Source organism: Paenibacillus sp. AN1007, from assembly GCF_040702995.1.
GTDB lineage: Bacteria > Bacillota > Bacilli > Paenibacillales > Paenibacillaceae > Paenibacillus.
In genome coordinates this window covers 1162597-1184534 of the sequence record NZ_CP159992.1, presented here as the reverse complement: position 1 = coordinate 1184534, position 21938 = coordinate 1162597, and the positions used below count along the sequence as shown (strand labels likewise).

Annotated in this window: 20 protein-coding genes; 3 read left to right on the top strand and 17 right to left on the bottom strand. The window is 36.5% G+C overall.

The features are described from left to right. Nucleotides 1-6: 6 nt before the first annotated feature. The 15 genes from ABXS70_RS05460 to ABXS70_RS05390 form a co-directional block, all read right to left on the bottom strand. On the bottom strand, nt 7-912 hold the full coding sequence (locus ABXS70_RS05460) for a nucleotidyl transferase AbiEii/AbiGii toxin family protein (protein WP_366294532.1): 906 nt from the start codon (nt 910-912) through the stop codon (nt 7-9). A 44-nt stretch (nt 913-956) separates the two neighbouring features. Further along, nucleotides 957-1538, bottom strand: coding sequence for a hypothetical protein (locus tag ABXS70_RS05455; protein ID WP_342552174.1), 582 nt, complete (start codon nt 1536-1538; stop codon nt 957-959). A gap of 181 nt (nt 1539-1719) precedes the next feature. Beyond that, complete coding sequence (locus tag ABXS70_RS05450) at nt 1720-2709, bottom strand: serine/threonine-protein kinase (protein WP_342552175.1); 990 nt, start codon at nt 2707-2709, stop codon at nt 1720-1722. 340 nt (nt 2710-3049) lie between these two features. Further along, nucleotides 3050-3919: an alpha/beta hydrolase gene (locus tag ABXS70_RS05445; protein WP_342552176.1), complete on the bottom strand. Its 870-nt coding sequence runs from the start codon at nt 3917-3919 to the stop codon at nt 3050-3052. Between the two features lie 210 nt (nt 3920-4129). Beyond that, the gene (locus tag ABXS70_RS05440; protein ID WP_342552177.1) at nt 4130-4798 is read right to left on the bottom strand and encodes a ribonuclease H; all 669 of its coding nucleotides are present in this window, start codon (nt 4796-4798) and stop codon (nt 4130-4132) included. Between the two features lie 81 nt (nt 4799-4879). Beyond that, complete coding sequence (locus ABXS70_RS05435) at nt 4880-7015, bottom strand: peptidase domain-containing ABC transporter (RefSeq protein WP_366294527.1); 2136 nt, start codon at nt 7013-7015, stop codon at nt 4880-4882. 39 nt (nt 7016-7054) lie between these two features. Continuing rightward, on the bottom strand, nt 7055-9895 hold the full coding sequence (gene lanM / locus ABXS70_RS05430) for a type 2 lanthipeptide synthetase LanM (RefSeq protein ID WP_366294524.1): 2841 nt from the start codon (nt 9893-9895) through the stop codon (nt 7055-7057). Between the two features lie 114 nt (nt 9896-10009). After that, the gene (locus ABXS70_RS05425) at nt 10010-10189 is read right to left on the bottom strand and encodes a class II lanthipeptide, LchA2/BrtA2 family (protein ID WP_342552180.1); all 180 of its coding nucleotides are present in this window, start codon (nt 10187-10189) and stop codon (nt 10010-10012) included. 159 nt (nt 10190-10348) lie between these two features. Next, nucleotides 10349-12499: a peptidase domain-containing ABC transporter gene (locus tag ABXS70_RS05420; RefSeq protein ID WP_366294521.1), complete on the bottom strand. Its 2151-nt coding sequence runs from the start codon at nt 12497-12499 to the stop codon at nt 10349-10351. A gap of 102 nt (nt 12500-12601) precedes the next feature. Next, nucleotides 12602-15625: a type 2 lanthipeptide synthetase LanM gene (lanM, locus tag ABXS70_RS05415; protein ID WP_366294518.1), complete on the bottom strand. Its 3024-nt coding sequence runs from the start codon at nt 15623-15625 to the stop codon at nt 12602-12604. Nucleotides 15626-15684: 59 nt separating this feature from the next. Then, nucleotides 15685-15891 (bottom strand): plantaricin C family lantibiotic, encoded by a 207-nt coding sequence (locus tag ABXS70_RS05410; RefSeq protein WP_342552183.1) that lies wholly within the window; start codon nt 15889-15891, stop codon nt 15685-15687. Between the two features lie 431 nt (nt 15892-16322). Next, nucleotides 16323-17066 (bottom strand): ABC transporter permease, encoded by a 744-nt coding sequence (locus tag ABXS70_RS05405; protein WP_366294515.1) that lies wholly within the window; start codon nt 17064-17066, stop codon nt 16323-16325. Then, a complete protein-coding gene (locus tag ABXS70_RS05400) occupies nt 17050-17976 on the bottom strand; it encodes an ABC transporter ATP-binding protein (protein ID WP_342552185.1) in 927 nt (308 codons plus the stop codon). The genes ABXS70_RS05405 and ABXS70_RS05400 overlap by 17 nt, the downstream gene beginning before the upstream one ends. 15 nt (nt 17977-17991) lie before the next feature. Beyond that, nucleotides 17992-18321: a hypothetical protein gene (locus ABXS70_RS05395; protein ID WP_342552186.1), complete on the bottom strand. Its 330-nt coding sequence runs from the start codon at nt 18319-18321 to the stop codon at nt 17992-17994. Further along, the gene (locus tag ABXS70_RS05390; RefSeq protein ID WP_342556407.1) at nt 18311-18550 is read right to left on the bottom strand and encodes a helix-turn-helix transcriptional regulator; all 240 of its coding nucleotides are present in this window, start codon (nt 18548-18550) and stop codon (nt 18311-18313) included. Before ABXS70_RS05390 ends, ABXS70_RS05395 begins: the two co-directional genes overlap by 11 nt. Before the next feature lie 478 nt (nt 18551-19028). Here ABXS70_RS05390 and ABXS70_RS05385 point away from each other — a divergent pair, with 478 nt between their 5' ends. Both ABXS70_RS05385 and ABXS70_RS05380 read left to right on the top strand, forming a co-directional pair. Then, nucleotides 19029-19379 (top strand): MarR family transcriptional regulator, encoded by a 351-nt coding sequence (locus ABXS70_RS05385; RefSeq protein WP_366296550.1) that lies wholly within the window; start codon nt 19029-19031, stop codon nt 19377-19379. Between the two features lie 52 nt (nt 19380-19431). Further along, on the top strand, nt 19432-20253 hold the full coding sequence (locus ABXS70_RS05380; protein ID WP_342552187.1) for an alpha/beta hydrolase family protein: 822 nt from the start codon (nt 19432-19434) through the stop codon (nt 20251-20253). A gap of 71 nt (nt 20254-20324) precedes the next feature. Here ABXS70_RS05380 and ABXS70_RS05375 read toward each other — a convergent pair whose 3' ends face one another. Then, entirely contained in the window at nt 20325-20684 is a 360-nt protein-coding gene (locus ABXS70_RS05375) for an iron-sulfur cluster assembly accessory protein (RefSeq protein WP_342552188.1), read from the bottom strand. A 27-nt stretch (nt 20685-20711) separates the two neighbouring features. Further along, nucleotides 20712-21017 (bottom strand): helix-turn-helix domain-containing protein, encoded by a 306-nt coding sequence (locus ABXS70_RS05370; protein WP_366294510.1) that lies wholly within the window; start codon nt 21015-21017, stop codon nt 20712-20714. A 242-nt stretch (nt 21018-21259) separates the two neighbouring features. Between ABXS70_RS05370 and ABXS70_RS05365 the strand changes: the two genes are divergently transcribed. After that, nucleotides 21260-21919, top strand: a complete 660-nt coding sequence (locus tag ABXS70_RS05365; protein WP_366294507.1) for an ArsR family transcriptional regulator — start codon at nt 21260-21262, stop codon at nt 21917-21919. Nucleotides 21920-21938: the final 19 nt, after the last annotated feature.

The following is a 21938-nucleotide window of genomic DNA, read 5'->3' as shown; positions in this document are numbered from 1 at the left end:
TCCGTTCTATCCTTTATTCCATATCGGGGACGGCAGATGTTTGAAAGACTCTTGATGGATACCCGCACGATTCAGCGCTTTTCGCAAGCGAGTAGCAACTTCCATAAAATAAATTTCAGGTACCCGATCCCCTGCAAGCTGCTTCAATAGATAATCATTTTCCAGACCTTGATACAGTGGATGCAAATCTTCGACTAATATTTTCTTCATATCTTCACTCGTAATCCTAGCCGTCATGCTGCATTCATTAACGAGGGTCTGTAACGTATCTTCTACAGCCTGGTTGTCATAGGACAGGTGAGATACGAGATACTGCAGATCATATAGATCCTTAAACCTCGGTCTCACAATCGTCTGATGCAGCTTCCAAGCGACTTGAGTGGACAGCTGAACTGTGTAGGGAACTACAAAAGGCTCACCTCTTAACGGTTGGTAGTTTAACTCCACAGGCTCTGCATCCAGCTTCAGATTAAATGAAATATCAAGAAAAAGCTCATCTTCGTACCGATTCCCTTCACTGGACTCACTCTGGATCGCATAGGCAATATCGGTATTCACCGTTGGAAAGTCATCATCCATTGCGTAATCAATTTCACGCCAGAATGCATTCTCCCGAAAGCTGCGAAAATGGACTCCATCATTCAGATCAAGTTCAGTCACCTGAATCATCCAATCCGTAAAAATCTGCTTGGCCTGATCCGCATGTTCAATCGTACCTTTATACAAAAAGTCGATATCCTCAGCATAGCGCAGACTTGGATTATCCAAGTACTGTCTCGTTAACAGGCTACCTTTCAAAATAAAGGATGAATGGACTAGCGCAGCCCGTTTCAATAGCGCTTCCAAAACAATAATTAATCTCTCGTCTTCATTGAAGCAATGGATGGGTATGTCATTCCCGTTTCTCGTCACAACTTTTCCTCCAATCTTATCTTAAACACATCAAGCTGGTTCAATCAGATCCAGCCCCGATCCAACTCTTCCCGACTATCATATATACACAGCTCATATTGTTGCTTGATCAGTTCAATTTGATTGCTTTGCAAAATGTTATGAATTTCCTCGACGCTACGATAAAAGTGATCCGCATGTTCATATTCTCGCACAGTCACAAATCGGATACTACCATCCTTATGAAGAGAATTACGGGAGATATGACCGCCTGTACCCGCACATATTTGCTTCAGTCTGTGCACATCATCCACCTGCACTTTACCATGCCATTCAAAATAGGGTCTGGACTGAGGCACCATCGGTTGTTTGAAAAACCGTTCCTCCTTAGCCGGTATCTCTACTTTTGTACGTACCACAGTAAACCCGTTATTCCTAAATGTTATTGAAATCTCTTCAATGACACGCTGTACATCCTGAAAATCCTCGCTATGGACAATGCTCGTAATCATGGGTTGATGGATGTGCTCTCCCTGATCGAGCTCGATCAGGACCGGTTTTACATTCTCTTCGCTGCAGATACGGATAAAGATTTCTTTTTCCTGCTGGCTCAGATCACTTAGGGTAACATGAAATTCAAACTCCATTCGTTCACAACCCTCTTTCCTCCAACGTGCTTATACTAGATTAACTCTACCTTTATTATAGTAAAACCCAAAATAGTAAAAAACCAAATCTTCTCTGCAGATAGAGTCGATTTGGTCTCCTTTAAACACCACAGCTATACGCAACACAGTCTTACTCCGCTTTCATTGAAACTCACCACGGTCAGGCCGTCTCATGTTGGTTCTTCGGCTCCGGCTCGTAGACCTGAGTATGCTCGTTCTCTTCGAGCAGCCACTCCACTGGCCCAGGCTTGCGAACCTTCCACACCAAAGCCTGAACACGCAGTGATCTTCTCACCCAGGACAGAGAGGTGCAGCGCTTCTCCGATCGAACCACTAGCCCCCAATGAATGACCCGGGCAAGCCATGGATTCACATATTCATTGTGTTTGCGCACCGATGGCAGTTCATCCTGGAACAATCGCTGCTTAACATCCATCGGCGGCTGACCACAGGTCCAGTAATGAAGCAGGGCGGACAGACTATAAATATCTGACATCGGCCCTTGCACGGATCTTTCTGAATAAAACTCAAGCGGCGAATATCCTTTGGAGGTGAAAATAGCCTGCTTGATTCCGGTCTGTGTCGGCCAGCGGACAGCTGAACCAAAGTCCAGCAGCTTCGGCGTACCATCTTCCATCACCATCACATTGGATGGTTTGACATCCCGATGAAGAATGCCTTGTTTATGTATGTAATCCAGTGTGTCCACCAGCGGCAGCAGCGTATCTGTAATAAATTCTGCCTGAAGTGCATGGTTGCGCTCATTCAAATAATCTGTCAGCATCAAGCCGGTACAGTATTCCGTGACCAGGTACCCGGTATCATTAGCCTCAAAGTGATCCACATACGAAATAATGTGCGGATGGTTTAGCGAGGACAGCAGCTCCCCTTCCTGAAGAAACGCAGACAGCAATTCCTGAAATTGTCCGCCATATCCTCGGGATGCACAGTACACCCTGCGTTTATCCGTCTGACGTGCAGCGATTCGCTCAGGGAAAAACTCCTTGATGGCCACTTTTGTACCTGTATGCCGATTCCGTCCAACATACACAATCGCCAGCTCACTGCAGGTCAGAACCTGCCGTACCTGATATGTATCATTTAAAATGACATTGCGCTGCAGTGCCATATTCCAATTATCTTTTCTCATAACAAACCTCTTTTCAACCTTGTCGATCGGAAGACTTGCCGCATGACTTTGTTATTGATCCATCAACTCATCATGGATGAGTCCAACCGGATGGCCGTTCATCGCCAACCATCTATATAAACCAAATCACGAAGTTTGAAACATTTCTTCGTAGAAAGTCTTCATTCGTTCAAGCTTCCATAATCCAGTCCGAAGATGTGTCTGCACACTCTTCTATACATAGTATCGACAGAAGGGGCAGTTTCTTTAATTCATTCGCAAAAATGCGAACTGCCCCGTGTTCTCAACGCTGCGTTTTATTGATCTTTCTAAGTCATTTTGCAAACAATCGGTACTGCTTCTAGTAGTGCCTGCTTAAAAATTGCTGAATTTCGGCATTCATCTCCTGCAGCACATCCTGAGACGGAAAATGCCCTGTATCATACTTGATTGCCTGTACGTTCGGAATAATCTGACGGGCACGATCAATGCATTTATCCCCCGGGAAATAGACATCCTTCTCCCCTACCAGCAGCAGTGTCGGCGAGTTATAGTTGATAAGCTCTTCTCGTTCCGCAAGTTTAGGCAAATCCTGCTCCAGACTGACGTATTTGAAAATTTTACCAATCAAGTTTTTATCTGCTTCCTTCATACAATGGCATGACAGATTATCCGTGATCTTTTGCAAAGAAGCTGGCGAAGAAGTCATACGGTACTTGACGAGTGGAAGTGTAATATCATGAGCAGTTTTCATTCTCGAATTGAGAGCGAGACCCGCTGGCGCCACCAAAACCGAACATGCAATGCGCTCTGGGATATAAGTAGCCAGTCGAAGAATAATGCCGCCGCCAAAAGAGGGACCAATAAATGCACTTTGTTCGATCTGGTAATGGTCCAGTAGATCGGATACCCACAAGGCCAAGCTGTCAAAACGTGCCGAGATGCTCGCTTCCTCGCTGTACCCGGGATGGCCAATCGTATCCGGTGCAATGATCCGATAGGATTGGAATAAGGAAGAGAACCAGGACAGTGTCATCGGATTCACACAATTGCCGCCCTGAAGAATAAATAATGGCTTGCCACCTTCCGGTCCGGTTAACAAAACATGCGTTTTTCCGAAACGTGTCTCCACATACTCTCTTGTAAATCCTTCACCCAACTCACTCAAATAAATTTCGTACTCTTCGAGAATACTGCTCTTTCCTTCTTCACTTCTATAAATGGAACTCATGTCTGCCTCCTGCAATGTGTACTCATATCACCTTTTCCAGTGATAGACCGGGACAATCCCCGGCCTAAAAGATAAGGAGGGCCTGTGAATGACAGGCTCCTCCATATGTGCGACTTATCATATGCTGATGATTATAGAATGGAAATTGGAAATTGTAAATATCGATTCTAATAGACAAGCCTGGTTCTTTTTTTGAAGGGATAAAATGTGTTACTTCCGGCCGTAGTCCGCCTTGATTTCACCCCATTGTTTCGTTTGCCATTTCAGCACTTTATTGGTATACGTATTTGAACGAAGCCACTGCTCAGCCCGATCAATCATCAACCAGATCTCCTCAGTCGAGCTGTCCCGCGGCAGAGTTGTGGCGACTTTCTTCTGTTTAAGCCACTTCATTGCATTAACCGAATCGGTGTATACCGTTTTGCTGCTGCCTTCTTTTTTAAGATGAGCCAGTGCATGCACAATAGCCAGAAATTCACCCAGATTATTGGTGCCTTTCGAGATTGGTCCAACGGAAAAAAGCACCTCACCTGTGCGGGTATCCACCCCTTTGTATTCGACTGGTCCTGGATTACCGCGTGTCCCTACATCAACGGAGATGCTGTCATACTCAATTTCCTCCGATGTTTCCATCCCGGCACTTCTACTGCTGCTGCTGGCCTTCGACTTGGACTTCGAAGCACCGCCTGCTCCTCCCGCACTTGAACCCCAGTTCCCTTTCCAACCCGCACGGTACGCCGCTTCGGCTGCTTCTCTCGATTCGTACGATTTATATTTGGCTCCGGCATACTGATCCGTCTGTGCTTTGCATTCCGCCCATGTTGCATATACGCCCGGCTGCTTTCCTTCCCATACAACATAATATTTTTGTTTTGCCATGCGTAAACGCTCCTTTATTCACTGCATCAATACCTTATTGTAAACGATTAGGAGAGGTAATTGATAGGTTTCAATCTTTTTCTACTGGTACATTATCGAGGTCGAATTTAGCAAATCGAAATAATTTCTATAAAAATCATTGTTTTCTAACAAATATTCATGATTGCCAATATCCTCAATTTCTCCATTTTTCAATACAATAATCTTATCCGCATCTCGAATTGATGAAATCTTATGTGAGATAATGATTCTAGTGCAATGGATCTCTTTTAGATAATCATCAATTTGCTTTTCATTTTTATAGTCCAATGAACTTGTCGCTTCATCAAAAACGATGAATTTAGGATTATTTATAAGTGCTCTTGCAATAGCAATTCTCTGCCTTTGTCCACCCGATAAATTGGTACCTGACTCAGATATTAATGTGTTAAACTTCATAGGCATACTCATAATATCATTGTAAATGTTAGTTTTTCTAGAGATATTGATTAAATGTTCCTCGTCTACCACGTCACCATGGAGTATAATATTTTCTTTTATACTTTTGTTAAAAAGAGTAATTTCCTGTGGAACGACTCCAATTAAACTTTTCAAATAACTGGTCTCCATCTCAAGACTGTCATATCCATCAAAGTACACGTTTCCGGAGGTTGGTGGGTACAGCCCAACTATAATTTTAGCTAATGTACTTTTTCCACTCCCACTTTCTCCAACTAACGCAACTTTTTCTCCAGCGTTTATTTGTAATGTTATTCCATTCAAAACATTTCTTTTTCCATATTTGTAGCTTATATTATCGAGGCATATATTTCCTTTTAATTCAGGCTTTATCCCCTCTCGGTTTCCTATTTCTTCGTCCTCAACCAAAACATCATGGACTCTATTTAAATACAAAGTTGATGCAACAAAAGAAGAATATAGCTGAAATAAAGACTTACATATACCAAATAATTGAATAGATAAAGAATACAGCATTACAACTACTCCAATGTTGATTGTCCCTTGAAAATAAAGATAGCCTCCTAGTCCAATAACAAGTAATGGAGAAGCAGTTTCAAATGCCCCTATTAAAGTTTGCATGTAATTCGAATAATTTTCTTTTGCTTTAATCGATGCAATGAAATTATCTAATTTTTTCTTCCATTCCATATAAACTTTTGATTCAATCCCGTTGATTTTTATGGAAAACATATTAAATATCATTTCATTTTGATAGGATTGCAGCTTCGAAGTATTCATTACTTCATTATTAGTGAATTTAGATAAATACGTCCTATTAACTAGCAAAAGTAAGCTGTATATTATAATTAAAACACAACAAAACAATGCGATCGTTGGGGAGAAAAAAAACATATAGACAATCATAAAAGCAAGAAAAAATAAATTCATTGCGCTTGTAATCACTTCTGTCGAGAGTGTACTCCTAATAATCCTTATGCTGGAAGCACTATATAAAATATCTCCTGATGAACGAAATTGAAAAAAGTGATACGGCAGTTTCAATAGATGAGAAAAGAAATCGTCCATGAATTTATGATCGACATTATTATTAATATATAATACTGATTTTCCCTGCACTAGTTTTATAATAGTTTGGAAAGCTACAACCAACAAGGCAGCAATTAATATACTGTTTATATTAATTCCATCGTTACTTAACCGATTGATAATCTCTTGTATAAAGTAACTTAATATTAGCGTTATCCCATACAACAATAATGAGGAGATTAAAAAAATCATCATGGATCTTTTATTCATAAATATATACTTAAAATAAGAATTCCATATATTCTCCCTTTTCCGAACTTCCGTCTGTTCAGTTGTGCTAACTTCTATAATGTAGTTACTAAATTTGCTGTTAAATTCATCATAGGGTATTCTAACCTTATCCGGTAATCCTGGATCGAATATCCAAACCCCTTTTTTATCAAAATTTTCAATAACCACAAAATGATTTTCTTCCCAGTAAGCTATGCAGGGTAAACCAAAACTTTTAGTATCACTTGCTTCAATTTGAAAAACTTTTGCTTCGAAATTCAACCCCTCGAAGATTTCCATAATATTCAACAAACTCAATCCGTCTCTGCCTGTTTTGCCCATTTCTCTCAATTCTTTAAGAGTAACGCTGTACTTGTGAAAATCACATATCATGGCTATGCAAGAATATCCACATTCTGTCTGATGGATTTGTCCAACCATCTTTATTCTTCTTTTCACTTTAGGCTCTCCCAATATATTAGTAATTAATGAACGGCATCAAACTTCTAAATAAAGAATATTAGGAACATCATCGTTTAAGATAGAAATTAAAAAGTATACCAAGCCTGCTTCCCCTAAGAACAGCCCCATAGACTCAGCATCTGCTCCCAAACCACCAATGTAAGCATCTCCATTTTTGGGGAAATTAATTTCTTTATCACTTATAACATCTTTATGCTTCAGAATCAGGAAATTTCCAAGATACCCATGACACAAGGAATAATTAGTAAACTTTCCATACGAGTTTACAGAATTACTTTTCAATTCTTCCAGCATTAACTTATTTTCAGGTAAATTATATTTCATTACACTCCTCGCATACAACATACCTATAGAACCTTGACACCAGTAGTCCTCACTATACTTATTATCATTTTTCCTAGTATCATGCCACTTGTGCATAATTGGATCATATTTCTCGTTTTCCATATCGATAAGTGCCACAATTATATCTTGAGGAATATTACTATGTGCTGAAGCAGTATCCAGCGCAAAGGCAATACCTGTATAGCCGTGAGCGAAACCTGTACGGTACTCCCCAGAGGACAGTTCAACTTTTACAGCATTTATAATATACTGCGCAATCTCTTCTATATTTTTACTCAATTCTTTATTTTCCGAATTTTTGTTGACTCTGCACAAAACCACCAACAAACTGCTTAACCCACTCGTAAAATCGATCTCCACCTCATCCGGTTCGATCATACGTATTACTTTATTGGAATATCGGACTGCCAGCTGTCCTGCTTTAGATATTAAAGCTTCTTCATTTCTTAATTTCCCCAAATAGAGATATGTGAAAATAATAGAAGCGGTGTTACCAAATCCACATATACTATTTTCATGCTCAAGTATTTTCTCTTCATTGGTTATAATGTCCTCGAGTAATAATAAATAAAAAGGTTCATATTTTTCATGATTAACATATTTAGAAAGCAAACCAAATAAAATACACATTCCTGAAATGCCATCATATAAACCGTACATCATGTAGCCTAATTTAGCTTTATGATCACCATCATTGATGTGTGAAAACCATTGAATCCGACCGCTTGGCAGCTTTGTAGAATTCTTTAATATGTGCTCTGCCCAATAATCTATTTGTTCCTTAACAGCAGCTTTGTCTTCAACGTGTATTTTCAGCGTTTCTTCTGGAGCTATATATTTAGAGTCAACATCCGCTTTTGTTAATTCGAATTTCAGAGATAGACTGATAATTTTAACCTGAAATTTCAAATCAGCGTTATTTAGTGATTGAATTTTCTGAACTGCATTGGAGAGTGGTGATTCTTTAAAATATTCATCCATTTGAATATTATTAATCCTCAAAAATTTACGTCCTATTAAAGTATGAAAATAGGGAACGTCTTCATTTTCCAAACTTTTTATCTCTTCTTTTATAGCAGCAATGGGGAACTTTTGAGAATCCGAATCGAACAATAAATTAAAAAGCTCTTTCCTCTTTTCATTGCTTACTAAATATTTAGGATATTTGGACATTGCAAGAAACTCAGCATATGTTTGAGTAGGCCTTAAAACCACTCTTATTTCATCCATATTGAAAATTTCAAGAAGCGTTATAAATTCATCTTTAGAAGACCTTATTAAATTATATAAATATGTAAACCCCTCGCAGATTTCATCAACATAATAAAATGCTTCTTTTTTCTCCCCTTTGAAAGATGGAATATTTTTCTTACCCTTTACTACAAATGGTTTTTTGGCAAACTGCATCTCATCACTATTAGCATTCATCAACTGTAGATCAGTGTGTATATTAGATACTTGTCCATCTTTTCCTGATAATCCACTTATCTCGAAATCTAATAACTTTCCATAATCCATAGGAAGCATCATCGTAGACAATACAGATGACTGGTATGAAGCCGTAAGTTCGTCCCCTTCAGAAAGTTCTATATTTGAAAAAAATGTTTCGATATCGATAAGAACAGGGTATGACTCATCTGCTATTAAATTTTCATAATGAAAATCACTAGCATTGAGCACGTACATAAGAGCTAAATTCATACCCTGTCTATAATAAAAATCAAAAGCCGAATCTTGACTTTCTAAGTCTCTATTACTAACATATTCTTGCCACCCATACTCTCGTTTATCAATGAGTTTCGGACACCTTAAATATTGATTATCAGTGATCCCTTTAGAATTAATCCAATTCAATAGTACATTAAAGTGCTTCTCTAAGCTAAGTGACTTAGGTTTGTATACAAACTTCCCAACAGAAGTTTCTATTATTTTTACACTTTTTCCTTTTCTATGAGAATCACCCATCCCAAATTTATACCCTAATATTGTGAAATTATTGTCAAAAAAAACATTCTTAATCTCTTCATAATCTTCTTCTATTTTTGTAAGTATAAAGACATGTTCTTCCAAGATCTGATTTACATTAATCGTTATTAATGGGACTAACTCTGAATATACTTCTAAAATCTCAAAAAAACCTTTCTTAGAACCTAATATTTGTTCTACAAAAAAGGAATAACGTTCTTCTTTTGTTTCTCCGAGCAGCGAACCAGTTACTCGATTAATATTCAACTCTGTTAATAAAATATTTGAACAAATTTCTTTAATCTTATTTATAAATTCATCTTGAATGATATCGAAGTAATTGTAATTAATTTTAGTCGAATTCCTAATTGCTGCAAATTCACTCTCAATCAGGCGTTTTATTAAATATCTAAAAGGATTATAAAAAGTATAGAAGTATTCATCAGATTCTGAACCCATTCTCTCCTTCACAACAAAAAAGTCTTGAAGAATGCTTAGCAGCTCTTTATTATTTTTTAATATCGGGAAGGTAACGCTATTCATCATCTCAGCTCCTTGTCGTTCATGAATAAGTTTAATCATACAAAAAGAGCAAATTATCAAGTGTTAGTACGACTTTGACTAATTTGCTCTTTTCTAAAAAATTAAAATTTCAAAAGATTAGCACTTACTGCTGCAAGCTGTTGTTGGACATAATGCTGCAGTAACTACACCACAGATCCAAGACGATGTAGTGATCGGAACTGCAGCTCCCACTTTATCATGCAGTTCACCGACTTCTTTTTCACAAATAAAAGTGTTGTTCTCCAAAATTTCTTTTCTAATTTCGCGTTTTGTCATTTGAATATACTTCCCTTCGTGTCATATTTTTTAGTTATACTATGTTAACTTTTTGTCAAAGTCGTACCCATAATTATTTTCACTTTCCACCGCCTGATTAAGCAATGATATTTTTCTTTAATTCAGACGGTGGTTTGTGCACAATATTACTCAATCTATCTAATTGGAATATAAGTCATAATATTTACCTTTAAGATCCATAAGTTCATAATGGGTTCCTTGTTCAACTATTTCTCCGTTTTCCATAAAATAAATACGATCGCAATTTTTTATACTATCTAATCGATGAGCAACAATAATAGAAATATTTTCTTGACCGAGAATGTTATTCATTATTTTTCTTTCAGTTATATAATCAAGATAACTTGTGCCTTCATCAAATATCAGAACAGTTGGATTGTTTAATACAGCTCTTGCAATAGCAATTCTTTGTTTTTGGCCACCAGATAAATCCATACCTGAGTCTGTAGGGACTGTATAATATTGCATAGGAAATTTGGATACATCTTGATCTAAGCAAGCAGCCTCTGCTGCCTTTTTTACGTCTGCCTCATTATAACCATGTCTTTGTGCACGTATATTTTCAAGAATCGTATCTGCATATATATGCATGTCCTGAAGAACGCAGGAGATTTGCTTACTTAAAGAAACAGCAGCTATTTCATTAGCCGGCACGTCATTATAAAAAATAGGAAGATTTTCTTCTCTATACAGTCCAGACAACAATTTCACTAGTGTACTTTTACCACAACCGGTCGAACCTACAAAAGCTATTTTCTCTCCGCTATTAATACAGAGATTAATATTCTTTAAAACCAGATTTGCATCCTTGGAATACGTGAAATCTAAATTTTTTATCTCGATTTTCTTTATTTTATCTATTTCTCTAACTCCTTGAATTTCTTCAGGATGCAGCACAATATCATTTATTCTCTCTATAAAACTTGAATTGACAATATATTCACTGTATGTGTTTAGCACTTGAGCTATTAAAGAAATCGACATAATGGTAAAAGTTTGAGCTATGATAATATCGCCTAGGGTTACTTCTTGATGTATGAACAAATAAAATCCAACAACGAGCAGCAGTAACGGAATTATAATATTAACGGTATTTCCAAATGTAGCGAGAATACCCTGGTAAAATTGTTTTCTTTTCCTAATATTCTGCAGCTCAGAAAAAATATTTTCCCATTTTGAATATATTTCATTTTCAGACCGCATTACCTTTGTCAGTTGAATCGAGTGCAGTGTCTCTATTTGGATACCATTAGATTGTGAGTTCAACGTGAATTCTTGATGACCCAATTCTTTGATTTTATTGGATAAACTAATAATAAGAGCTTGGTTCAGTACTAATAACACAATGTGTATAAAGAATAATTTCACTGATATTGAACAGACATATCCAATTAAAATGATAAATAATCCAATATCAAAGAACATCTTTATATATTTATCCAATAGAAAATCTTTTAGGAGGTTCACACTACCTAAGCTGGTCATTAACTCTCCATTAGTTCGTGATTCAAAAAATGAATACGGTAAGCTCAATGTTTTTTTAAATGCTTCAGACACTATTTTTTTTTCGGTATCCACACGAAGAGACAATGAGATAATTTCACGAATGAACACGGCTGCACCTACAACTACAAAAAATAACAATAAAACGATCAGAAAATCATTAAAAGTTCCTATATGCTGTTCAAGGTTAGTAGGATTTGTTAAACCCGACATACGGTTAATTATTATTTTTGAAAACTCTGCTGAAAAAATAGTGATTAGATACATAAAGATCGATAGTACAACACTTAATACTATTTTGCCTGCTGATGATTTCAAAGAGAAAATAAAGAAATACCATTTTTTGAAAAATCCGATATCAGAGATCTTCAAAGAGTCTTCTAATTGATGAACTTCCAATAATATGTTGTTGAAATGAGCAAGTATATCTTTTTCAGCATATGAAACTCTACCCAATTCAGGATCAATTATGGAATATCGATTATTTTTTATACCTTCTAAGACGACGAAATGTCTATTGTCCCAAAAAAGAATAGCTGGAAGTTTCAACTTTTTTAATGTGTCTGACACATCTGAAGTCTTTAGTTTCAGCACTCTAGCCTTAAAATTGTACTTTTCAATATATTTCTTTATATGAAATATATTAACTCCGTCTCTAATCGAACCAATCTCATTACGGATATCTCTTAATTGAACATTACAGCCATGGAAATCCAGTACCATTTTGCAGCAGCAAAGCCCACATTCGTTAGGTTGTAATTGTCTTATTACCTTGATTCTCTTCATTTAGATACCTCATAGAAGCAATCTTTTATTCACCTTTTTATGAAGCCGTGCAATTCACGCTAATTTATCCTTTGGAGCTTTTCATCAGCATCGCTTAAATATTTATAGCGTAAAAAAGTCAAAAGTTTCCTCTGGGTACAGATGATCCAATACCGAATATCCCCAACCTGCTACACCGATCAATAACCCTAAGGATTCTGAATGAGATAGTACTTGTTTTTCCCATTTTTTATCTATAGTTTTGTGATAAATACTGGTGTACGTTGTATTACATTGTTCAAGAAGTTTATTATCTCCAAATACCTTTGCGTATTTTTGAATGATTTTTAAGCTTCCTAAATCCCCATGACAATAAGATGGATTCGCTCCAAATCCTTTTTTGATGACAATATCAACTAAATTTCTTATATAACTTTCATCTTTCAACATTTTTGAATTGCATTCTTTAGCTGTTATTTGTGTTAGTAACAAGCCTGGTGCTCCATGACACCATCCATATGAATATTTTTTAGATCCAGGTATATTTTCCCAATTATTCAATTCATCATCATACGCTGTATCTATATAATTGGATATCTCATGTAAAAAATCGCTATTTACAAGTTCGTAACCTAGAATTTCATTCTCAATTGATTTTAATTTTATTAATGATGCTAATATTCCTGCATTACCATGAGCATAGCCAACATAGGCTAATGTGTTTTTGTTTTCCCAATAGCAAGTATTTCCCTTACGTACAGCATTCGTGTACAAATTCGAGTAGGATTCTTCTAACAGTGGGCGGATATGTTCCCGATAATCTGGATATATGTTATCTAAAGCAATCAAACATGTGATTAAACCACTAGAACCAGAGAAAAGATCATAATTATTACTCTTTTTCACTAATCTATTCAGCCTTTGCAGCGATGTAGACATAATCTCTTGAAAACCTTCAATAGGTATTATTTTGTTAATGACCGCTATACTTAATAACAAGCCACTAGTCCCGTTGTAATAACCAGTATTACCATTTTCATACAATTTTTCTTGTTTCAAAAATCTAATATTATAATTTATCGCTTTGTTAACAATCTCTTTATACTTTTCATTTCCTGAGAATTTATAAAGTTGAGCGAGAAAGAGAGCAATTCCAGCATTACCCAAATAAACATCATTCCCTACAGGTCCAACACCAAATTCGGATTCTTCTTTACCTAGAATCGTAGTACTAATCCATGTAACAGACTCTTTATTAGCATGAATTGCTCTTTTCAACAATAAATCGCCAATATTTTCGATAAGTTTTTCAGCGCTCTCCAACTCAATACTATTTTTTTCACCTTCTAAAGATCCAAAAACAATATCTGTTTTATCCCCCTTGTATTCCTTTAGCCGCATTGCTTGATCAATCAAAGTTTTCTGATTATCTAGGTCATCCAAGGACATCCTATTTATTTTTTGAAGTGAGCTTTCCAATGGAGTCTTGTCTGAGAGTACACCTAAAATATTATTATCAGAGTCCATTATTTCCAAACTGTTAGTATTCGTATAAAATATAGGCACATCGTAATTCATCAATTGATTGTACTCACTGTACACAAAAGATAGTTGATTCTCACGTTCAAAAGACAATTTAGAGAAGAGTATTTCTCGATTCGTTTTATTGCCTATAATATAAATATTTTTACTTAAAAGTAATAATTTTGAGTATAAAAAAGTTGGACGCAGAATCACTCTGATTTTTTGATTACTGAAATATTTGGATACCATGTTTTGGTAAACGGTCTTGTTATTCAGAATCCATTTATAAAAATATTCGAAACTTTTTTGCATTATTATATTCATTTCAAATATTGTAGAATCATCAATCTCTTTGATTGGATTATTCTCACTCACCCCATTGAATCCAAATTTCCTGACATGCCTTGGTTCTCCATCTGCGTCAATGCTAAATTCCGAGAACTTAAACGGTGAAGTTTTTTGTTTTTCTGCACCAATCCCACCGATTTCAAGAGAATAATCGTCTGAGTCATAATTTTTAACAATTTTTTTTGGCAGTATTCCTACATCCAGTACAGTAGGGTCAGAAGATTTGATAATTTCTAAAAAGCCATGATCATACAAATTTTCATTTAAAAATATATTGGAGTGAAAAAGTGATTCTAGATCAACTAAAACAGGATCTTTCCCGTGCGCAATGATATTTTCACTGTGAAAATCTGTTCCATTCAATGTATACATAATGCATAAGATATAGCCTAATTTCTCATAATATATTTCCATTTCTTCCTGATTTTCAACGAGTTTGTGTTCTACTTCCTTAAAGTAAGAATATTTAAGTTCACTGATCACTTCTGCCCGTTTAAAATTGAATTTTTCATTGTATGTAGACAATTCGTCCATAAAGTCAAAAAAATTAATATCAAGCTCTCCGGTTCTCGGCTTGTAATAAACATTCCCTTGATCGAATTCAACTTTTGCTACACTTCTACCATTGGAATGTGTATCACCACTTCCAATCTTGATATCTTTCAATTTAAAAGATGAATTAGATGAAGGTAATAAAGATTGTATTTTGTTAAAGTCTCCTGTTATATTACTAATGATTTCTTCAATGTATTCCAAATAGTGGTTAATCCTTAAATTAATAAGAGCGAACAAGTCAGGATATAATATCTCGCATTGACTTCTAAAACGTTTGGTATGGAAAACTTCTTCGATAAAGATTTGAAGAGCTTTCTCACCATTTATTTTTTTAAATTTGGTGTTATTTTCCTTAAAATAAAGTGTGGCTTCATCAATTAGAAAATACCACAAATCATTCTCTATGATTTTCTCCAACTGATGATGCTGCGATTCACTAAATTTGTCTTTGTCCATTAGAAATTCACAAGACCCAATAATGTTATTCAATCTACTCAAGAATAGATCAAACTCTTTCTTGAAAAAATCTTGTTTCTCTTGATCTGATTTAACAGATTCGATATTGATTTCTTTATGTGCATTCTCACTATTAATTTTTTCAACTAACCTATCTATATCATCACCGAAAAAATGTTTAAGATGCGACTCTAAATCGCTTTCATTTTGAATATTAAGTATTGATTTCCAAAATGGTATTACATCCTCTTTAGTCAAATTCACGATAGTTCCTCCCTAAGATCTTGATAAAATTAGCTGGGTATATGTATAGCCTAATTCACTTAGTTACAAGCGCGTTGACATTCTTTCGACAAAGTACACCATCCGCCTTGATTACCTAAGAAATTGCTGAGTGTAAACGTATTCGTCGTGCATCCACCTTGGATACTGATATCGACTTCAGTGATCTCTTCTGCTAACACAGGAGATAAAAACTCTAAATTTTCTTTTTTATTAAAAGCAACAAAAGGATTTCTATCGTTAACCATTACAATCACTCCCAGTTTTTAGAATATATACCCAGCTGACTTACATTATAAGTCATTTTTTTACTTTATCAATAGTTTTTTTGTTTACATTCACATTTTTAAGGAATAAATTCCATTTCTCTGCGACACATTATGAGAATTATTTCATCTTTTACGCATCATTTTGAACAAAATCTTTCTCTTAAAAAGACTGCTAAATCGGGCAGAATTGAAAACATCTCGTGACTATAGGGACAATAATTAACTCGAACCACGCTGCTGTTACCCTTTCAAAAGTCACTATGAAAATTGTAAGAATTATGTTTGGTCATACAACCTTAAAAGATCCACAGCAAAACAGGTTTCGGTAATCTAGACTACCGTCGTCAGCTTTGCTGTGGATCTATTTAAATTTCACAATATGCTGTTTTAACCAAATAAGATCAATTGGATTATATTTCTTTTTTGTTGAAAATTGAATTCCCTATCATAAATGCGATCAAAAAATAAATTATAGCTTCTAACCAATTAAACAACACACTTCCAGCTGAAAAAGATATATCGTTAGTCATTCTAATAACAGGAAATACATTCAAATAAGGTTTGATTATAGGAATTAAATTTTCAAAATTCCCAAAGAAAACAGGTATAACATATAATAAGAGATAGTATTTAATTAAATTGGAAATTATTTTCTCTTCTGTAAAACAAAGCATAACAGATACTGAAAACGCTGCGATAAGAAGAGGAATGGTTTGAACTATACTTTTAAAAAAAATCGTTTGTTCATTGGGATCTTTATGTACTATAAGTGACTCAATAGTAAAAACAATAAGAAGCAAATCAATAATACTAATTAAAATTAATACAGCAAGTATGATAATATATTTTGATATATATATACTTCTCCTGCTTATTCCTGAAGAAACCACATTTTTAAACGTACCATTGGAATACTCACTCGAGAACAAATAAATGGTTAGAAAAGGAATGAGTAAAATAAGACTGTTAAAAGAAAGCCTGCAAAATCGATATATAAAACCTGTATTATTATATTCGAAATCAGGATTGGAAAGCCCAACGGACCATACTAGAAAGACTCCAAATATAGGAATTGCGGCTATAATAAAAGGCAGAAAGTATATAAGCTTTTTAGATTTTATTCTGTATACTTCACTTTTAAGATAATTTTTCATTATCCATGCCCCCAACTAAATTAATAAAATATTCTTCCAAAGAGTCCGTTCTCTCATGAATAGATTGTATTTTTTCGTCAGCCTGCAGGATAATTTGGGATATACTTGAAATATCGATGTGCTTACCAGAAATTTTGATATCCATATTGTCTAGAAGCGTTACTTCGTTGTTCTTGAAGGTATCTTTCAAAATCGGGAATATTTTATTGTAATTCAGAACTTTTATGATAATTGAATTTTTAGCAGTACTCCTGAAATCCTCCACACTGATTTCCTCAATAATTTTACCGTTATCAATAAATCCAATTTTTGTAACCAGATGTTCTAACTCAGACAAAATATGGCTGGAAATTAGTATAGTCGTCTTTGATTTTTTGTTTATTTCCAGCAATAATCTCCTTATTTCTTTAATTCCTATAGGATCTAATCCGTTTGTAGGCTCATCTAAAATTAAAATTTTAGGATTATTTAGTAGAGCAAGAGCAATTCCGAGTCTTTGCTTGTTCCCCAGAGAATATTGTTTGAACTTTTTATCCGCAAATTTTATTAAATCTAAGTCATTTAGTATTTTTTCAATGCGATTTTTCTCTTTGATTCCTTTTTGAATTCTATAATATTCTAGATTTTGCCTACCTGTTAATTCGGGGTAAAATGCGGGATATTCTATCAAAGTACCAATGTCCCCCCATTGCTCGGAACCTTGTTTGAGGTTTTTCCCGAACAATTCTATTCTGCCTGAGTATTGAGTAGATTGACCACACAAAACTCGGAGCAAAGAGGACTTACCGGCCCCATTTTTTCCAATTAATCCATAGATATCGCCTTCGTTAATACTTAGGTTTACATTATTCAAAGCCAATGTATTACGATAATGTTTATTTAAATTTTCTGTTTTGATTAATGTAGTCATCGTTCTTCGCCCCTCTCAGTTTTTAAAGTCCCTTATATAGTAATAAGCGGCTGATACTGCTCCAACGAGAACTGTGAGTGCAAAGCACATATAAATGATTTGCTTGTAATGCAGCATATTATTTGGGACTAAAAAAACAAACAGAGTGAATAAAATGATAAGTGAAATAAACATCTTATTCGTCACATTGAGCCGGATTTGTAAACTATATTCATCTTTTTTTCCAATTTTGTTCAAAAATAAAGTGTAAATGACTATACTCACTATTCCTATACATGTAATTACACCTATAAAAATGTTGAAATTGCTGCTAACATCTAACCAGCGATCTAAGTTATTCATCATCCCCAGATTCCCCCTTTTTATATATAAAAATCTCCTCAACACTTACCCCAAAAAAATCAGCAATCTTATACGCCAAAAGTAAAGATGGAGAATAATTATTTTTTTCCATAACAAAGATTGTTTGTTTTGAGACTCCCACAACTTTTGCAAGATCACTTTGGGACATTTTTCTCAAAACCCTAAACTCGTAAACTTTGTTTAAGATTTGATCAGATTTATTTTCCAATATTGATCACCCCTTCCATTTCGATTGTAAAGTATTTATTTAAAAAAGTAAAGTTTGATTATACTTTATGAAGTAAACTAAAGAAAAAGACCTATAAGATTTTCAAAAAAAACCTATAAGGTATAAAATTCAACCAGAAGCTGGATGATTCCGTATATAGGTTTGGATCTCATCCATTCTTTTGGTAGACCTTGGCTTGTTCGTATCTTGGAACGGAGTGGGATTGAGTTGGTTCATTCACGTTGAGGTAATTGTCTGATACCACTTCTCTAAGAATCATTCTTTCGTACATTCTTTCGTACTTTAAGAAGGAAAAGATTAGCACAAATTTCTTTACTATACATTTTTCATAAATGACTTAAGAAGCTTTGCTCTTGACATTAGTTTGATATAAAACTATATTACAGATATGAAAACAAGAGATGCAGTTTCACTTATATCCAAAATAAAAGAGAAAACCAGTCGTTTTATTTTGACAGAAATGGCCTCGCAGGGCATCCATGATCTCGCGACTTCTCATGGTGATATTATCTATGCGCTCTATAACCATCAGCGAATGACGATGGCGGAGATCGCCAAGAAGATCCGTAAGGATAAATCAACCGTAACCGCGCTTGTGGATAAGCTGGTGCGAACCGGATATGTGCTCAAAGAGCGTGATGCAGCTGATTCACGTATTGTTCATGTCGCTTTGACAGACAAAGGCGAAGCATTAGAGCCGGCTTTTGAAGATATATCGCAGCGGATGCTGGATACTTTTTATGCCGGGATTACAGATAATGAGAGAAGAGAACTGCTTCGCATTTTAATTAAAATTCACGACAATTTCTAATTTTTTTTGGATTAATAGTTTGATATCAAACTAATCAAAAGGAGAATTTACTATGACTGATTATACGCAATTCCTGCCTGCACACGAAATATATCAGATTGGAGAGAACGATTTATGTGTTGAACTGTACCAGGGAAATCCGGCAGCCAGCTCCAAAGCAGCCGTCTCGCGTCCCCCCCTTCTATTTGTCCACGGAGCTTACACAGGCAGCTGGATGTGGAGCAGGTATATTCCCCATTTTGTAGAGCATGGGTGGACTTGCTGTGCATTGAATCTGAGAAGTCATTATAAGAGCCGGGTGATGGATTTGAGCCGTATTACGGTTGACGATTACATGAAGGATATACGGGAGGTATTGTCTTTTGTTGCTGCACCTCCTATACTGATCGGCTTCAGCATGGGCGGAATACTCAGCCAAAAGATTGCAGAGACGGCTGACCTGGCAGGTTTAGTTGTCATTGACTCCAGCATAAGCAGAGAAGTCCATAATGCCCTCCCCTATCCTGTTCAGGACCGGATTAATCCGGGGATCATTATGCCGGCACCTTTACGTGAGGAGTCGGAAACGATCGATGAGACGGCAGAAGATATCGCTTTTCAGCGCCGGTATCTGCAGATGGAGTCTGCTGAAGCCTTCCGTACCTTTTCCGTCCTCTGCGGGGCTGAAGGCATATCGATCGATGGCAGCCGAATCGCTTGTCCCAGTCTGGTCATCAAAGCGGTATTGTCGGAGGATGAGAACCAGAGAGGACGATTGACTGCCGATCAGCTTGGAGCAAGTTATGCAGGACTCTGGGATACCACACATACAGGCCTGCTTGTTGGTCAGCGGTACAAGGAAGCGGTGGATATAATCCTGGAGTGGCTTGGTTAATCAAATATATACAGAGAACTGTCCCTTACTGGCCAACTTCTGCCTGGGACAGTTCCTATTCTTGTCTAATGTTAATCACACTTTTGAACCCTGCCGCGGTCTTTAGCCATTCTGAAGCTGGCCCCACATCCACATGACACTTTGGCATTTGGATTGTTCATCGTAAATCCTCCAGTCATGCCGCTTTCTTCATAGTCAATCTCCAGGCCGTCAATATAAGGAACGCTGTGCCTGTGAACCATGATGCCGAATCCATCTTTGTGCAGCACGATATCTTCTCCAGTCTGCTGATCATCGACTACAAGTGTATAGGATAAACCGCTGCACCCTCCTTCACTTACGCCGACACGAAGAAATGAAGCCTGCATATTGGCATCGGACAAGATTTGCAACATTTTAATGGAAGCACTCGGAGTGACCTCGATGTTCATCTTTTTTCCTCCTTTGTTAAAGTTGTTTTAAAAATTATGCAGCCTTGTCCACTCGATTAAACAAGGGATAAAGCTCGCAAGGGCGGCCCCTTTAGGTGTAAGTTCATAGAAAATCCGTCTCTGCTCTGTAAAACTTATTTTCCGGACTAATCCGTCCTGCTGCAGATCCTTCAGACGTCGGGTAAGGACCATCTCCGAGATCAAAGGTATACTTCTGGCAAGTTCACTGAACTTTTTTGGTCCTTTATAGAGCGTAAATAAAATATGAATGGTCCATTTCGTTCCAATGATGCGGTAAGCTGTAAAATGTTTTTCCGTCTCCTCATGCGGCAATGATCGGAAACCTCCTTTGGTAAGCCGTCCTTCCTATTTCGTTTAAATGTCTGGATATCCAAATATGGTCTATTTCATAAATGTTTGAACCTTAAATAGTATGTATACAGCGTATCCGGATACTTAGTAAACATTTTTGTTTATAATGTATAAACTATCGTGAAGCTTTGACTTTGTCAACATTTTTGTTTAAAATGTAGAGGATTAACGCGCGTTTCATGCTTCAACAAAGGAGGTACCTCATGAACGAAAACCAAACGAAAAAAGACGTCTCGACTCGAACACGGCGGGCCATCATTGATGCATTGAAGCACCAAGGGGGCATGGATGTCACCTCTCTTTCCTCTCAGTTTTCCCTGTCTGGCATGGCTATTCGTCAGCATCTTAATGCCCTGAAAGAGGAAGGGTTTGTCACTCATGTGGAAGAAACGCGGCCTATGGGCCGTCCGACCAAACGATGGATTTTGACACCTGCAGCAGATCAATTTTTCCCCAGCGGTTATTCGGATTTATCTGTCAGCCTGATTCAATCCATGAAAGAAGCTTTTGGGGAGGAGGGGCTCAATCAACTGCTGGCTGTCCGCAATCAAAAGATGCAGAAACAATATGCGCAGCATCTTGAAGGTGCAGCAAATGTCAGGGAGAAATTGGAGAAGCTGGCCGAGATTCGAACGATCGAGGGTTACATGGCAGAGGTGAAAGAACAGGAAGATGGCCGTCTTTTATTCATTGAGAAGCACTGTCCAATCTGTGCAGCTGCCGCGGTATGTACCGGATTATGCAAAAATGAACTGCATTTATTCAGGACGGTTCTAGGAAATGAGGTTCAGATTGAACGGGGAGAATATATGTTGGCGGGAGGAAGAAACTGCGTTTATACCGTTGTCCCTGTTAAAAAGTAATTAAAAAAGCAACCTCCTT

What these genes read in the sequence shown, in the direction of transcription:
- ABXS70_RS05455 (WP_342552174.1), bottom strand. Translation starts at nt 1,538, where the DNA reads ATGGAGTTTGAATTTCATGTTACCCTAAGTGATCTGAGCCAGCAGGAA.
- ABXS70_RS05450 (WP_342552175.1), bottom strand. Translation starts at nt 2,709, where the DNA reads ATGAGAAAAGATAATTGGAATATGGCACTGCAGCGCAATGTCATTTTA.
- ABXS70_RS05445 (WP_342552176.1), bottom strand. Translation starts at nt 3,919, where the DNA reads ATGAGTTCCATTTATAGAAGTGAAGAAGGAAAGAGCAGTATTCTCGAA.
- ABXS70_RS05440 (WP_342552177.1), bottom strand. Translation starts at nt 4,798, where the DNA reads ATGGCAAAACAAAAATATTATGTTGTATGGGAAGGAAAGCAGCCGGGC.
- lanM (WP_366294524.1), bottom strand. Translation starts at nt 9,895, where the DNA reads ATGATGAATAGCGTTACCTTCCCGATATTAAAAAATAATAAAGAGCTG.
- ABXS70_RS05425 (WP_342552180.1), bottom strand. Translation starts at nt 10,189, where the DNA reads ATGACAAAACGCGAAATTAGAAAAGAAATTTTGGAGAACAACACTTTT.
- ABXS70_RS05420 (WP_366294521.1), bottom strand. Translation starts at nt 12,499, where the DNA reads ATGAAGAGAATCAAGGTAATAAGACAATTACAACCTAACGAATGTGGG.
- ABXS70_RS05410 (WP_342552183.1), bottom strand. Translation starts at nt 15,891, where the DNA reads ATGGTTAACGATAGAAATCCTTTTGTTGCTTTTAATAAAAAAGAAAAT.
- ABXS70_RS05405 (WP_366294515.1), bottom strand. Translation starts at nt 17,066, where the DNA reads ATGAAAAATTATCTTAAAAGTGAAGTATACAGAATAAAATCTAAAAAG.
- ABXS70_RS05400 (WP_342552185.1), bottom strand. Translation starts at nt 17,976, where the DNA reads ATGACTACATTAATCAAAACAGAAAATTTAAATAAACATTATCGTAAT.
- ABXS70_RS05395 (WP_342552186.1), bottom strand. Translation starts at nt 18,321, where the DNA reads ATGATGAATAACTTAGATCGCTGGTTAGATGTTAGCAGCAATTTCAAC.
- ABXS70_RS05385 (WP_366296550.1), top strand. Translation starts at nt 19,029, where the DNA reads ATGGCCTCGCAGGGCATCCATGATCTCGCGACTTCTCATGGTGATATT.
- ABXS70_RS05380 (WP_342552187.1), top strand. Translation starts at nt 19,432, where the DNA reads ATGACTGATTATACGCAATTCCTGCCTGCACACGAAATATATCAGATT.
- ABXS70_RS05375 (WP_342552188.1), bottom strand. Translation starts at nt 20,684, where the DNA reads ATGAACATCGAGGTCACTCCGAGTGCTTCCATTAAAATGTTGCAAATC.
- ABXS70_RS05365 (WP_366294507.1), top strand. Translation starts at nt 21,260, where the DNA reads ATGAACGAAAACCAAACGAAAAAAGACGTCTCGACTCGAACACGGCGG.